Source organism: Frateuria hangzhouensis (assembly GCF_026410505.1).
In the GTDB taxonomy this organism is placed as follows: domain Bacteria; phylum Pseudomonadota; class Gammaproteobacteria; order Xanthomonadales; family Rhodanobacteraceae; genus Frateuria_A; species Frateuria_A hangzhouensis.
Genome location: NZ_JAPMIU010000008.1, coordinates 84,598 through 98,430, shown reverse-complemented (window position 1 = coordinate 98,430; position 13,833 = coordinate 84,598). Strand labels below are relative to the sequence as shown.

11 protein-coding genes are annotated in these 13,833 nt (G+C 67.5%); 7 read left to right on the top strand and 4 right to left on the bottom strand.

From position 1 onward, the window contains the following. Positions 1 to 186 precede the first annotated feature (186 nt). The gene (gene acnA / locus OSC30_RS10440; RefSeq protein ID WP_267171787.1) at positions 187 to 2,865 is read left to right on the top strand and encodes an aconitate hydratase AcnA; all 2,679 of its coding nucleotides are present in this window, start codon (positions 187 to 189) and stop codon (positions 2,863 to 2,865) included. 149 nt (positions 2,866 to 3,014) lie between these two features. Here acnA and OSC30_RS10435 read toward each other — a convergent pair whose 3' ends face one another. Then, a complete protein-coding gene (locus OSC30_RS10435; RefSeq protein WP_267171786.1) occupies positions 3,015 to 3,455 on the bottom strand; it encodes a hypothetical protein in 441 nt (146 codons plus the stop codon). Positions 3,456 to 3,553: 98 nt separating this feature from the next. Between OSC30_RS10435 and OSC30_RS10430 the strand changes: the two genes are divergently transcribed. Beyond that, positions 3,554 to 5,248: an AMP-binding protein gene (locus tag OSC30_RS10430; RefSeq protein ID WP_267171785.1), complete on the top strand. Its 1,695-nt coding sequence runs from the start codon at positions 3,554 to 3,556 to the stop codon at positions 5,246 to 5,248. 86 nt (positions 5,249 to 5,334) lie between these two features. Continuing rightward, positions 5,335 to 5,994 (top strand): hypothetical protein, encoded by a 660-nt coding sequence (locus OSC30_RS10425; RefSeq protein ID WP_267171784.1) that lies wholly within the window; start codon positions 5,335 to 5,337, stop codon positions 5,992 to 5,994. 54 nt (positions 5,995 to 6,048) lie between these two features. Here OSC30_RS10425 and OSC30_RS10420 read toward each other — a convergent pair whose 3' ends face one another. Further along, entirely contained in the window at positions 6,049 to 6,417 is a 369-nt protein-coding gene (locus OSC30_RS10420; RefSeq protein ID WP_267171783.1) for a PilZ domain-containing protein, read from the bottom strand. 771 nt (positions 6,418 to 7,188) lie between these two features. On the opposite strand from OSC30_RS10420, the gene OSC30_RS10415 reads away from it, so the two are divergent. Genes OSC30_RS10415 through arsC form a run of 4 tightly spaced genes read left to right on the top strand, consistent with a single transcriptional unit; the run spans position 7,189 to position 10,748 of the window. Continuing rightward, the gene (locus OSC30_RS10415) at positions 7,189 to 8,091 is read left to right on the top strand and encodes a segregation and condensation protein A (protein WP_267171782.1); all 903 of its coding nucleotides are present in this window, start codon (positions 7,189 to 7,191) and stop codon (positions 8,089 to 8,091) included. A gap of 28 nt (positions 8,092 to 8,119) precedes the next feature. After that, on the top strand, positions 8,120 to 8,971 hold the full coding sequence (gene scpB / locus OSC30_RS10410; protein WP_267171781.1) for an SMC-Scp complex subunit ScpB: 852 nt from the start codon (positions 8,120 to 8,122) through the stop codon (positions 8,969 to 8,971). After that, a complete protein-coding gene (locus tag OSC30_RS10405; protein ID WP_267171780.1) occupies positions 8,968 to 10,398 on the top strand; it encodes a pseudouridine synthase in 1,431 nt (476 codons plus the stop codon). The genes scpB and OSC30_RS10405 overlap by 4 nt, the downstream gene beginning before the upstream one ends. Further along, entirely contained in the window at positions 10,398 to 10,748 is a 351-nt protein-coding gene (arsC, locus tag OSC30_RS10400; protein ID WP_267171779.1) for an arsenate reductase (glutaredoxin), read from the top strand. Before OSC30_RS10405 ends, arsC begins: the two co-directional genes overlap by 1 nt. A gap of 176 nt (positions 10,749 to 10,924) precedes the next feature. Here the strand turns inward: arsC and OSC30_RS10395 are convergent, their stop codons facing one another. Further along, the gene (locus OSC30_RS10395) at positions 10,925 to 11,839 is read right to left on the bottom strand and encodes a DUF1684 domain-containing protein (RefSeq protein WP_267171778.1); all 915 of its coding nucleotides are present in this window, start codon (positions 11,837 to 11,839) and stop codon (positions 10,925 to 10,927) included. A gap of 189 nt (positions 11,840 to 12,028) precedes the next feature. Beyond that, on the bottom strand, positions 12,029 to 13,831 hold the full coding sequence (mutL, locus tag OSC30_RS10390) for a DNA mismatch repair endonuclease MutL (protein ID WP_267171777.1): 1,803 nt from the start codon (positions 13,829 to 13,831) through the stop codon (positions 12,029 to 12,031). Positions 13,832 to 13,833 lie beyond the last annotated feature (2 nt).

Sequence of the window (13,833 nt, the reverse complement as noted above, 5' to 3'; positions counted from 1 at the left end):
CCACGGCATTCTAGCCGCCCCGCTCGCCCGCGCCGCGAGCGCGCCAACCGCCCGCCCCTGCCCGACACGACGCGTCGACGGACGCGTGCCGCGGTATTTGCGATAATCGCCGGCCTTTGCGCGCCCCTGCGCGCCGCAATGCCTTGTCTCCCCAGCCGCTTCAAAGCTCAAGCCAGGAGTTTCGTCATGAAAGACTCGTTTTCCATCCGCGACAGCCTCGAGGTCAACGGCAAACGCTACGCGTACGCCAGCCTCGCCAAGCTCGGCGAGCGCTTCGACCTCAAGCGGCTGCCGTACTCGCTGAAGATCCTGCTGGAGAACCTGCTGCGGCACGAGGACGGCATCAACGTCACCAGCAAGGAGATCGAGGCGGTCGCGAAATGGGACGCCAAGGCCGAGCCGGATACCGAGATCTCATTCATGCCGGCGCGCGTGGTGCTGCAGGATTTCACCGGCGTGCCCTGCGTGGTCGACCTGGCGGCCATGCGCGACGCGGTGGTCAAGCTCGGCGGCGACGCCACCCAGATCAACCCGCTGGCGCCGGCCGAGCTGGTGATCGACCACTCGGTGCAGGTCGACGTGTTCGGCTCCGAATCGGCGCTGGAGAAGAACGTCGAGATCGAGTTCCAGCGTAACCAGGAGCGCTACGCGTTCCTGCGGTGGGGCCAGAAGGCGTTCAACAACTTCAAGGTCGTGCCGCCGCGCACCGGCATCGTGCACCAGGTCAACCTGGAGCACCTGGCGCGCGTGGTGTTCACCTCGGAGAAGGACGGCCAGCTGTGGGCCTATCCGGATACCGTGTTCGGCACCGACTCGCACACCACCATGATCAACGGCGTGGGCGTGCTGGGCTGGGGCGTGGGCGGCATCGAGGCCGAGGCGGCCATGCTCGGCCAGCCCTCGTCGATGCTGATCCCGCAGGTGGTCGGCTTCAAGCTGACCGGCAAGCTGTCCGAAGGCGTCACCGCCACCGACCTGGTGCTGACCGTCACCCAGATGCTGCGCAAGCTCGGCGTGGTCGGCAAGTTCGTCGAGTTCTTCGGTGACGGGCTGAAGCACCTGCCGCTGGCCGACCGCGCCACCATCGGCAACATGGCGCCCGAGTACGGCGCCACCTGCGGCATCTTCCCGATCGACCAGGAGGCGCTCAACTACCTGCGCCTGTCCGGCCGCAACGAAGAGCAGATCAAGCTGGTCGAGGCCTATGCCCGCGCGCAGGGCATGTGGCATGACGAGAACAGTGTCACGCCCGAGTTCACCACCACGCTGGAGCTGGACCTCGCCGACGTGCGTCCGTCCATGGCCGGCCCCAAGCGCCCGCAGGACCGCGTGCTGCTCGAAGGCGTCAAGCAGAGCTTCAACGACGTGGTCGGCCCGCTGACCACCCAGCGCAAGCCTGGCGGCGGCAGCATCGGCGTGGAGAAGGACGGCCAGAACTTCACCCTGAAGGACGGCTCGGTGGTGATCGCCGCGATCACTTCCTGCACCAACACCTCCAACCCGGCGGTGATGCTCGGTGCCGGCCTGGTCGCCAAGAAGGCCGCCGCCAGGGGCCTGAAGGCCAAGCCGTGGGTGAAGACCTCGATCGGCCCGGGCTCGCTGGTGGTTTCCGATTACCTGGAGAAGACCGGCCTGCTGGACGAGCTGGAAAAGGTCGGCTTCTACATCGTCGGCTATGGCTGCACCACCTGCATCGGCAATTCCGGCCCGCTGCCGGCCGAGATCAGCCAGGGCATCGGCGCGGCCGACCTGGCGGTGGCCTCGGTGCTGTCGGGCAACCGCAACTTCGAGGGCCGCGTGCATCCGGAAGTGAAGATGAACTACCTGGCCTCGCCGCCGCTGGTGGTCGCCTACGCGCTGGCCGGCACGCTGGACATCGACCTGACCACCGAGCCGCTCGGCACCGGCAACGATGGCCAGCCGGTCTACCTGAAGGACATCTGGCCGACCAACCAGGAGATCTCCGACACCATCGCCGGCGCGATCAACCCGGAGATGTTCGAGAAGAACTACGCCGACGTGTTCAAAGGCGACAGCCGCTGGAACGCCATCCCCTCGGCCGAGGGCGCGCTGTACGCGTGGGAGGATTCGACCTACATCAAGAATCCGCCGTACTTCGACGGCATGACGATGGAACTGTCGCAGGTCGACGACATCCACGGCGCGCGCGTGCTGGGCCTGTTCGGCGACTCGATTACCACCGACCACATCTCGCCGGCCGGCTCGATCAAGAAGGACAGCCCGGCGGGCCGCTTCCTGATTTCCCACGGCGTGGAACCGAAGAACTTCAACTCCTACGGCTCGCGTCGCGGCAACGACGACGTGATGGTGCGCGGCACCTTCGCCAACATCCGCATCAAGAACCTGATGCTGGATGGCGTCGAAGGCGGCTATACCGTGCACGTGCCCTCGGGCGAGGAAATGTCCATCTACGACGCGGCCATGAAGTACAAGACCGAAGGCACGCCGCTGGTGGTTATCGCCGGCAAGGAATACGGTACCGGCTCCTCGCGCGACTGGGCGGCCAAGGGCACCCTGCTGCTGGGCATCAAGGCGGTGATTGCCGAGAGCTTCGAGCGCATCCACCGGTCCAACCTGGTCGGCATGGGCGTGCTGCCGCTGCAGTTCAAGCACGGTGAGGACGCCAACTCGCTGGGTCTGACCGGCAAGGAGTCGATCGAGATCCTGGGCCTGGAAGGTGGCGAGTCGAGGGAAGCGAAGGTGATCGCCACCGCGGCCGACGGCACGAAGAAGGAGTTCGCGGTGCACGTCATGCTGCTCACGCCGAAGGAGCGCGACTTCTTCCGCCACGGCGGCATCCTGCAGTACGTGCTGCGCCAGCTGGCCGGCCGCAAGGCGGCCTGACCCGCTCCACCGCCGAAACCAAGGGCCGCCCGGCAACCGGGCGGCCCTTGTCTTTTTGTAGGAGCCCGCTTGCGGGCGATGCTCTTGGGACGACTCCGAGCAATAGCATCGCCCGCAAGAGGGCTCCTGCAGGCAGCGGTCACATCAAGTCACAACTGCCGCTTCCAGGTCGCGTTGTAGCAACGCCACTCGTCCCCTTCCCTGCGCCAGGCCGTCTCCACCTGGTACACGCCCGCCGAATCCGGCAGCAGGCGGCTGCCCTGGGTGAGGCTCGCGGTGAAGCTCGCCACCAGCCGCTCGCCGCGCGGCTCGATCGAAACCGGCCCGACCGTCACGCCCACGTGCTCGCCGCGCAACCGCGCCAGGCGGATAAGGTTGGCCAGATGCTTGCGCTCGAGCCGGCCGCCGTTGCCATCGAAATCCTCGCTCAGCGACTCGACCACGCCGCCGGCATCGGTCTGTTCGGCCGCCTGTGCGGCCGCGGCGATCGCTTCGCGCACGCGCGTTTCGTCCGGCGTGTGCCGGCAACCCGCGAGCGCGACGACCAGCAGCGCCAAAGCCAGGACAATCAGCTGCTTTCGTGCCTGCATGAACCCTCCAATGCCCGCCGCGGCGCGGCTTGCCGCCGTGCGCGAGCGTATGCTCCAATGCCTCGGCCGCATGGCCGAACGGGGAACAGGAACACTACATGAGCAACGAGCGTCCGTGGCTTGCCCACTATCCGCATGATGTGCCCGCGCAGATCGACGTCAACGCCTATACCTCGGTCGCGGCGGTGGTGGAAGAAGCCTTCGGCAGGTTCAGCGAACGCCCCGCGTTTGCCAGCTTCGGCAAGTTCCTGAGCTACGGCGAGATCGACACGCTGAGCCGCCAGTTCGCCGGCTACCTGACCGGCGTGCTGGGCCTGAAGAAGGGCGACCGGCTCGCCATCATGCTGCCCAACGTGCTGCAGTACCCGATCGCACTGTTCGGCGCGTTGCGCGCCGGGCTGGTAGTGGTCAACACCAACCCGCTCTACACCGCGCGCGAGCTCAGGCACCAGTTGGAGGATTCCGGCGCCAAGGCCATCGTGGTGCTGGACAACTTCGCCTCCACGCTGCAGGAAGTCATCGGCCAGACCCACGTCGAGCACGTGGTCACCACCGGCATCGGCGATCTGCTGGGGTTCCCGAAGGGCGCGCTGGTCAACTTCGTGCTCAAGCACATCAAGAAGATGGTGCCGGCCTACTCGCTGCCGCGCGCGGTGCGTTTCCGCGATGCCCTGGCCAAGGGCGCCTCGCACCCGATGCCCAGGGTCGAGCTCGGTCACGGCGACCTGGCTTTCCTGCAATACACCGGCGGCACCACCGGAGTGGCCAAGGGCGCGATGCTCAGCCATGGCAACATGGTCGCCAACATGATGCAGGCCAGCGCCTGGATCGGCGACTTGGCCAAGCCCGGCGAGGAGGTGATCATCACCGCCCTGCCGCTGTATCACATCTTCTCGCTGACCGCGAACGGCCTGGTGTTCATGCGACTGGGCGGGCTCAACTGGCTGATCACCAATCCGCGCGACATGCCCGGCTTCGTCAAGGAGCTGAAGAAATCCGGCTTCACCGCGCTGACCGGCGTCAACACGCTGTTCAACGGCTTGCTCAATACACCCGGTTTCGCCGACGTGGACTTCTCCCGCCTGCACCTGACCCTGGGCGGCGGCATGGCCGTGCAACGCGCGGTGGCCGAGCGCTGGAAGAAGACCACCGGCTGCACCCTGGCCGAGGCCTACGGCCTGACCGAAACCTCGCCGGCCGTGTGCATCAACCCGCTTGACCTGGCCGATTACAACGGTTCGATCGGCCTGCCTGTGCCTTCCACCGACGTGGCGATCTGGTCCGAGGACAACCAGCCGCTGCCGATCGGCGAAACCGGCGAATTGATGGTGCGCGGCCCCCAGGTGATGCAGGGCTACTGGCAGCGACCCGAGGAAACCGCCAAGGTGCTCGGCGCCGACGGCTGGCTGCATACCGGCGACATCGCACGCATGGACGAGAGCGGCTACGTCTACATCGTCGACCGCAAGAAGGACATGATCCTGGTGTCCGGCTTCAACGTTTATCCGAACGAGGTCGAGGACGTGGTCATGCAGCACCCGGGCGTGGCCGAGGTCGCCGCGGTGGGCGTGCCGGACGAGCACTCCGGCGAAGTGGTGAAGGTGTTCGTGGTGCGCAAGGACCCGGCCCTTACCGCCGAGGCGCTCAAACAGTTCTGCCACGACAACCTGACCGGTTACAAGCGGCCGCGCCACGTCGAATTCCGCGATTCGCTGCCCAAGTCCAACGTCGGCAAGATCCTCCGCCGCGAACTGCGCGACGAGAGGAAACCCACGGAGGCACCCGCCGGCTGACGTACAGCGCGCTAGCGTCGCCTGCGCTGGTCGCACCGCCTTCTTGCCGGCGGGAAGGCACTAAGCCACTCCAAACGGAGGACACCATGAAGTGCTCGCTGGCTGTTCCTTGCTTCCTGCTCTTGCTCGCATCGGCCTGCACGGCGGCGAAAGAGGCTGCGCCCGCCGCGCCGGGTGTCGACGCCGATTCTCCTGCCGAGGTTGGGCAGACAGCGGCAGGCGTCAAGGTTCCGCCAGAGATGAACCGACTTTATCCCCGGATCGGAAAATGGCAGGCCACCATCCGTACGCTGCCAAGCGCCGCTTCGCCGCAAGGCGGCGTCGACAACGGCATCATGGCGATCGAAAAGGGGCCTGGAGGGTTTTCCATCGTGCAGAACTTCCGATCACGCGGCATCAGCGGCCACGTGATCGGCCAGGGCTACACGTGGTGGGACACGCAGACCAGCTCGTACAAGAGCGTCTGGTGCGACAACGTGCAAGGCTGCACCGAATTCACGACCGCGGTCCTAGGCCGTTCCTGGACGGTCGAACTGGATGGCACCGCCAACGGCAGGAAGGTCCACACGACCATTCGCGCGACCATGAGCCCGGATCGCGATTGCATCCACGAAGAATTTGCCAACGCCTATGACGGCGGGCCTCCCAGGACGGAAACGGTGAGCGAATACCGGCGGATCATCCCGGGCATGCCGGCGGACAAACAGCCGTCCTGTCAAAAGGAAAACGACAGCTCGCCGCGGTAGCCGGTCGACGGCCGCCGGGATCGAACCCGGGTGATCGCAGCACGGGCCGGGCCGTTACTCCTCGCGCCAATGCTCCAGGATGTCCGCGTAGCCGCCCAGCAGGTTCCACAGCGGCACCTGCTTGTCCTCGGGAATGCGCGAATAGGCGAAGCCGATGTGGCGGTCGGAAATGCGCGCAACCACCGCTTCCAGATGGATGTGCAGGTCGCGGCCGAAAATCATGTCCAGCATCCAGCTCTGCCCGAGTTCCCCTTGCCAGCCCAGCGGCCGGCGCAGCAGTGCGCCCGTGGCCGAGATGTCGACCAGTTCGGTCGGGTGCGACTGCACGCCGTGGCTCATCAGCACGGTCGTCTCGATACGCATGCGCGCGGGCCGCAGGAACTTCGGGCCCGAGTCATCCGCAACGTTGTCTTCGATCGTCATCTAGCTCCCCAAGCGAGGCGGCCCCCGGGCCTCCTGCGACGTCACTGCGATCGTACGGCGCATTCCGCGATTTTCGATGGCTGGCCGCTGAAGCGGTCGTCCTGACCAACCAGCCATTCGCGGCCCGCATCCCCTGTCCTTCGAGGGCGCAGGCAACCTTTCTGCCGCACCATGGCATCACGAAGCAAACGTCATGCCATCGACCGGACCGGACGCGACATCATCCCATATTCCGCGGATGATCCATCCAGGTGCCGCAGGTGGCGTCAGCAGGACGCAGCGTGTCACATGCTGCCCAAGTGCAGTGGCCGCCGGGTGCCGCGTGCTGTCCGCCGCGCGCTAGCCGCAAAGGCCCTCGCCCACTGGACTTGCCGCGGCGCTGCGGCTAACCTGTTCCACATGCCCGGATTCCAGCGTGCGCCGTGCCGGTCGGTTCCGGCCACCGCGGCACGCATTCCAGGATCCCGGCAGATCGATTGGAAACCGTCCGTGGCGCAGTGTCGCCGTCCTGTCTTGCGTTCTTGCCAGGGCTTGGCTCCCTGCCCGGACGCCTTGGTGGTTGCCTGAGCCCGCCTGATCGAACCGCCATTCCGTGCGACTTCGTCATGCGATACGCGAAGACGGCTCCCGCCGGAAAGCGGCAAGCCAGCTTGACCGGCCGCCGGCCCGAAGCCGCGGTCGCGAGGGGATATCCGTCCGCAGGGCGCCGCCCCGCGACGACGAAAGGTTGAAGCATTGCCGGCCGCGTGAGCGGCCCCACGACATGCATTGATGAGCACAGAACCGCAGCAGCCGGCCGTACCGTCGCAGGACGCCTTCGCGTCGATCCCCCAGCAGCAGGAAATGCCGCTGGCGGTCGTGCGCGGCGAACCTATGCTGCAGATGCCGCAGGACCTGTACATTCCGCCGGATGCGCTGGAAGTCTTCCTCGAAGCGTTCGAGGGCCCGCTCGACCTGCTGCTGTATCTGATCCGCCGGCAGAACCTGGACATTTTGGACATCCCGATTGCCGAGATCACCCGGCAATACATGCAATACATCGACATGATGCGGGACGTGATGCGGCTGGAACTGGCCGCCGAATACCTGCTGATGGCCGCGATCCTGGGCGAGATCAAGTCGCGCCTGCTGCTGCCGCGGCCGCCGGTGGAGGAAGGCCTCGAAGACGATCCGCGCGCCGAGCTGGTGCGCCGGTTGCAGGAATACGAGCGTTTCAAGAAGGCCGCCGAGGACATCGAAACGCTGCCCAGGCTCGAGCGCGACACGGTGGTCGTGCAGGCCGACGTCGGCGAACGCAACGTGGTCAAGCTGCCGCCACCGCTGGATCTGAAGGAAATGCTGCTGGCGCTCAAGGACGTCATGCATCGCGCGGAGCTCTTCGGCCACCACGCGATCAAGCGCGAGGCTTTGAGCGTACGCCAGCGCATGGGCGAACTGCTGAGCCGGCTCGAAGACGGAACGTTCCATCGTTTCGAGAGCTTGTTCGATCCCAACGAAGGCCGCCTGGGCGTGGTGGTCACGTTCCTGTCCATGCTCGAACTGGCCAAGGAAATGCTGGTGGAGATCGTGCAGGAAGAACCGCTGGCGCCGATCTACATCAAGGCCAGGGCCGCGCTGGCCGAAGAAAGCGATCCATTCCCGGACGACATGCCGGTTCCCGCCGCCGCCGAATAGGGCGCGGCCTCATCTGACCTGACAGGCCATGCAGATCGAGCAACTCAAACCGATCATCGAGGCAGCCCTTCTCGCCGCCAGCCAACCGCTGACCGTGGCGCAGTTGGGCGACCTGTTCGTCGAGGAAGACCAGGTCGACCGCGAAGCGATCGCCCGTGCGCTCGAAGCGCTAGCCGAAGATTGCAGCGGCCGCGGCATCGAGCTCAAAGAGGTGGCCTCCGGCTTCCGCTACCAGGTCCGCCAGGACGTGCACCCATGGGTGTCGCGCATGTGGACCGAGAAGCCCAGCCGCTATTCGCGCGCCCTGCTGGAGACACTGGCGTTGATCGCCTACCGCCAGCCGATCACCCGCCCCGAGATCGAACAGATCCGCGGCGTGGTGGTGTCCTCGAATATTGTCAAAACCCTGGAAGAACGCGAATGGATCCGCGTGGTCGGCCACCGCGACGTGCCCGGCCGGCCGGCCCTGTTCGGCACCACCCGCGCCTTCCTGGACTACTTCAATCTCAAATCGCTGGACGAACTGCCGCCGCTTTCCGAAATCCGCGACATGGAAGACCCCCAGCTCCGGCTTGACCAGGAGCCGCTGCCGCCGCGGGTGATCAAGGACCTGCCGATCGATCCGGATGAGGAAACCGGGGCAGCCGGGGACACGTCTGACCCGTCCGTCACTGACCCATCCGTGGACGCCGAACCGGCCGTCGACGTCGCCACCGCCGAGGCCGGAGCGGACACCGCCACGGCCCAGGCCATCGAACCCGCCGAGCCTGCGTCCGACGAGGACGCGCTCACCCCATCCGCCACTGCCGACGAGGCAGCAGCCCCTGCGGACGTCGAACCCGACGCCGCCGAGCAGGACACCGAGGAGTACCGCGCATGACTGCGCCGCAGAAATCCGTATTGACCCTGAAGCGCGAAACCCGCGCCGATACCATCGACACCCCCGCCCTGGAAGAACGCCTGCACAAGGTGCTGGCCAACGCGGGCCTGGGCTCGCGCCGCATGCTTGAGCAGCGCATCCAGGCCGGCGAGGTCGAGCTCAACGGCGCGCCCGCCGAAATCGGCGCCAGCGTCCACGCCGGCGACCGCGTGGTGCTCGACGGCAAGCAGTTCGTCGTCGCCACCGACAATCGTGATGACACCGAAGTCCTGCTCTACCACAAGCCCGAAGGCGTGCTGACCACCCGCGAGGACCCGGAAGGCCGCCCCACCGTGTTCGAACAGTTGCCGCGTCTGAAGGGCGCACGCTGGGTCGCCGTGGGTCGCCTGGACATCAACACCACCGGGCTGCTGCTGCTCACCACCGACGGCGAGCTGGCCAATGCGCTGATGCATCCCAAGAGCGGCCTCGGTCGCGAGTATCTCTGCCGCGTCCATGGCGAAGTGCCGGACGAGGTGATCGAGAAGCTCAAGGCCGGCGTCGAACTGGAAGACGGCCCCGCACGCTTCGACGAGATCGCCATCATCAGCCGCGGCGGCAGCCACAGCTGGTTCCGCGTGGTGATCCGCGAAGGCCGCAACCGCGAGGTGCGCCGCCTGTGGGATTCGCAGGGTTTCCTGGTCAGCCGCCTGAAGCGGATCCGCTATGGCGCCATCGAGCTGCCGCGCACGCTGCGCCGTGGCGACAGCGAGGCGCTTGCCGAAGACGCCATCAAAGATCTGCGCAAGTCCGCCGGCCTGGGGCCGGCCCAGCCGGCACTCACGCTGAGTCCGGTGTTGCACCAGCGCCGCGCCAACCGCAGCGTCACCGAATACCGTCCCGAGCGCGGTACCACCGGCGGCTGGAGCAGCGCCTACCAGGACGAGGCGCGCGAAATCCGCGCCTTCGACCGCATCCGCGAAGAACCCACGCGCGGCAGGCAGCAGCGTCGTCGCCCGGGCAAGGAAGTCAACGGCAACGTCGCCCGCCCCGAGCGCCCGGCCAGCCCCGGCCGCCGCAAGAGCAAGCGCGGCGTGGCGCCGGGCCAGGAGCTGCCGTCGGTACGTACCTGGTTCGCGGGCGAAAGCCGCGACGGCGGCGCCCGTGGCCAGGCTTCCACCGGCAACAAGCCCGGCGGCAACGCGGCTGGCGGCAATCGCCGCGGCGGCAAGCCGGCCGGCGGTCGCGGCGGCGAGGCGCGTAGCGCCAGCCCCTACGCCGGCTTCAGCGGTGGCGGCGGCAACCGGAACGGCAATCGCCAGGGCGGCTCGCCCGGCCAGGGCGGCCGGCCGCAGAACCGTGGCAACCGCCCGCAGGGCCAAGGTGGTGGCCGCCCGCAAGGCAGCGGTGGCGGCGGCCGCGGCGGCAACCGGCACGGCAATCGCTGATGAGCGTGCGCATCTACCACAACAGCCGCTGTTCCAAATCGCGCGGCACGCTCGAATTGCTGCAGGCACGCGGCATCGAGCCGGAGGTGGTCAACTATCTCGACACGCCGCCCAGCGTGGCCGAGCTCAAGACCCTGCTGCGCCAGCTCGGCATGGAGCCGCGCCAGCTGCTGCGCACGGGCGAGCCGGAGTACAAGGAACTGGCGCTGGCCGATCCGGCCATGAACGATGAAGCCATCCTGCAGGCGATGGTCAGTCACCCCAAACTGATCGAACGGCCGATCGTGGTCGCCAACGGCAAGGCCGTCATCGGCCGCCCGCCCGAAGCGGTCCTCGCCGTTCTGGACTGACACCACGCCCCGCCAGCGGCTCTCCGGGGAGGCCCACTCGCGCGGCGGCCTGCCGGCTGCCGCCGGATAGACTCGATCGGCCGCCCGGACAGCTGTCCCATACTGCCCCGGCGTTGGGCGGTCCCTCCGCCTCGCATCGATCCGGCCATGGTGGGCTGAAGCCCACCATGGCCGGATCAATGGTCGCCGCGGTATTTCTTCTCGCCGGCGGTCACCGCCACGTCCAGCCGGTTTTCCGGCGGCGCCAGGGGGCAGGTGGCGAACGGGGTGAACGCGCAGGGCGGGTTGTAGGCCTTGTTGAAATCCAGCTCCACCCTGCCCGGCTTGTCCAGGCCGCCGGCCGGCAGCGCGGCGTAGAAGAAGCGCGCGGCGCCGTAGGTTTCCTTGCCCGAGGTGCGGTCGGCGATCACGAAAAACAGCTCGCCGCCCGGCTCTTCCTGGTAGGGAAGCAGTTCGAATGTCTGGCCGTCGCGCTGGAACACCGCCTTGCCTGGCACGTCGACGTCCTCGATGGTGCCGATCACCGAACCGATCGGAAGCTTGTGGGCGGGCTGGAACGGCACCCAGTCGGCCTCGATGCGCCAGGACGGGTCGATCGGGAAAGACTCGATGCCGAGGAAGTGCGCGCGGGCCGGCGCGGCCGGATCCTTCACGCGCAGCGCCTTGCGGCCGTCGCGGTCGATCACGTAAAAGCTCGCGCTGCCGAAGCGAACGGTGGACGGACCTTCGGCACCTGCGTGCATGTCGTCGACCAGCACCGCGTCGGTGACCGCCCTGCCGTCGACGGTGGCGCCCGAGGCAGGGTCCAGCGCGATGCGCATGCTGCCGTCTGCTGCCAGCGTGAGCGTGCCCAGGTGCGCGGGACCGGCCTTGAGCACGATGTCGTTGTCCGCGGCGCTACCCACGCGGTGGGTGCCCTCGTGCAGCCATTCCAGTCCGATCAGGCTCAGCCAGCCGTCCGACGCCGTCAGCCGTGCCACGCGGTCGGCGCGCCACTGTTCGATCTGGCGAGTGTACGGATCGGTATCGGCGGCGTGCACGGCAACGGCTCCCAGGGTGATGGCGGCAAGAAACAGGCTGGCGCGAAGCATGGGCTCTCCAGCTTGGGGTGGCTTGTGAGTATAGACGCAGCCCCTGCAGGAGCGCCGCTTGGGCGCGATCCGGATGCCGTCACCCGCTCTCGTAGGAGCCCACTTGTGGGCGATGCTGTGCTTTTGACGGGTCCATCGGAGCAGGAGCATCGCCGCTCCTACAGCGGCGTGGCGGCTAACGCCGGATGGTCAGCGGCCGCGCAGGAACAGGCGATCCAGTTCGCCGAGCGAAAGCTGCACCCAGGTCGGTCGACCATGGTTGCACTGCCCGGACCGTTCGGTCGCTTCCATCTCGCGCAGCAGCGCGTTCATTTCCGGATGGGTCAGCCGCCGGCCAGCGCGTACCGAGCCGTGGCAGGCCATGGTCGAAAGCAACTCGTTCTCCAGCTCCTGCAGACGACGCGAGCTGCCGTGCTGTGCCAGCTCCGCCAGCACGTCGGTGGCGAGCTGGTTGACGTCGGCGCCTTCGAGCAACGCGGGAATGCGCCGCACCACCACGGTCGAAGGTCCGCTGCGCGACAGTTCCAGGCCCCAGTCGGCCAGTGCCTCGGCGTGTTCCTCGGCGGCAGCGGCCTCTTTCGCACTGACCGACAGGGCGAGCGGCACCAGCAGCATCTGCGAACGCAGGCTGCTGCAGGCACGGCCGGCCTTGAGCTTCTCGTAGGTGATGCGCTCGTGCGCGGCGTGCATGTCCACCAGCACCAGGCCGTGCGCATTCTCGGCCAGGATATAGATGCTCTTGAGCTGCGCGATGGCGAAACCCAACGGCGGTGCCTGGCTCTCGTCTGCGTCAGGCATCGCCACGGGCGCGCCATCCGCCGCGGCGGGCCGCTCGCCCAGCAGCGTGGCGTAGTCGGCCAGCGGCTCGTCGCGCAGGCCCAGGCTGAGCCGGCTCTGCGCGAACGGTGCCGGTCGCGCGGAGCCGATCCCGGGATACGCATACGCCGGGGCCGTGACGGGTTCGGGCGGCGCGGCGAAACCGGCCTGCCCTGCGCGCGTCTGCGCCAGTGCCTCGTGCAGGCTGCGGAACAGGAAATCGTGCACCAGCCGCTGTTCGCGGAAACGCACCTCGTGCTTGGCCGGATGGACGTTCACGTCGACGCCCGCCGGATCCAGCTCCAGGTAAAGCACGAACGCCGGATGGCGGCCGTGGAACAACACGTCCGCATAGGCCTGGCGCACGGCGTGGGCGACCACGCGGTCGCGCACCAGCCGGCCGTTGACGTAAAAGTACTGGCCGTCGGCCTGCGCACGCGAGGCGGTCGGCAGGCCGACCCAGCCGGACAACTGCATTCCCGCTGCGGCGTGTTCGATGCGCAGGCTCTGCGCAGGAAAGCCCTCGCCCAACACCTCGGCCACGCGTAGCAGCGCGGTGGCGTGATCCTGGCAGGACTTGAACAGCCGCAGCGGCCTGCCGTTGTGGCTCAGGCGGAATTCCACCGTGCGCCGCGCCAGTGACAGCGACTTCAGCAGGTCGTCGATGTGCGCGAATTCGGTGCGCTCCGCGCGCAGGAATTTGCGCCGCGCCGGCACGTTGAAGAACAGGTCGCGCACTTCGACGCTGGTGCCGACCGGGTGTTGCGCCGGCCGCACCGGCTGCATGCGGCCGCCGTCCACTTCCAGCCGGAACGCACTGTCGGCGTCGCGCAGGCGAGAGGTCAGTGCGAAACGGGCCACCGACGCGACCGAGGCCAATGCCTCGCCGCGGAAACCCATGCTGGCGACGTGCTCCAGGTCGTCGAAGCTGCCGATCTTGCTCGTCGCGTGGGACGCCACCGCCAGAGCCAGCTCGTCCGGCGCGATGCCGCCGCCATCGTCGCGCACGCGGATCAATCGTGCGCCGCCCTGCTCGATGTCCACCTCGATGCGGGTGGCGCCGGCGTCGAGGCTGTTCTCGACCAGTTCCTTGACCACCGAGGACGGTCGCTCGATCACCTCGCCGGCGGCGATCTGATTGATGAGGTCGGAGGGAAGCTGGCGGATGACGGGCATCG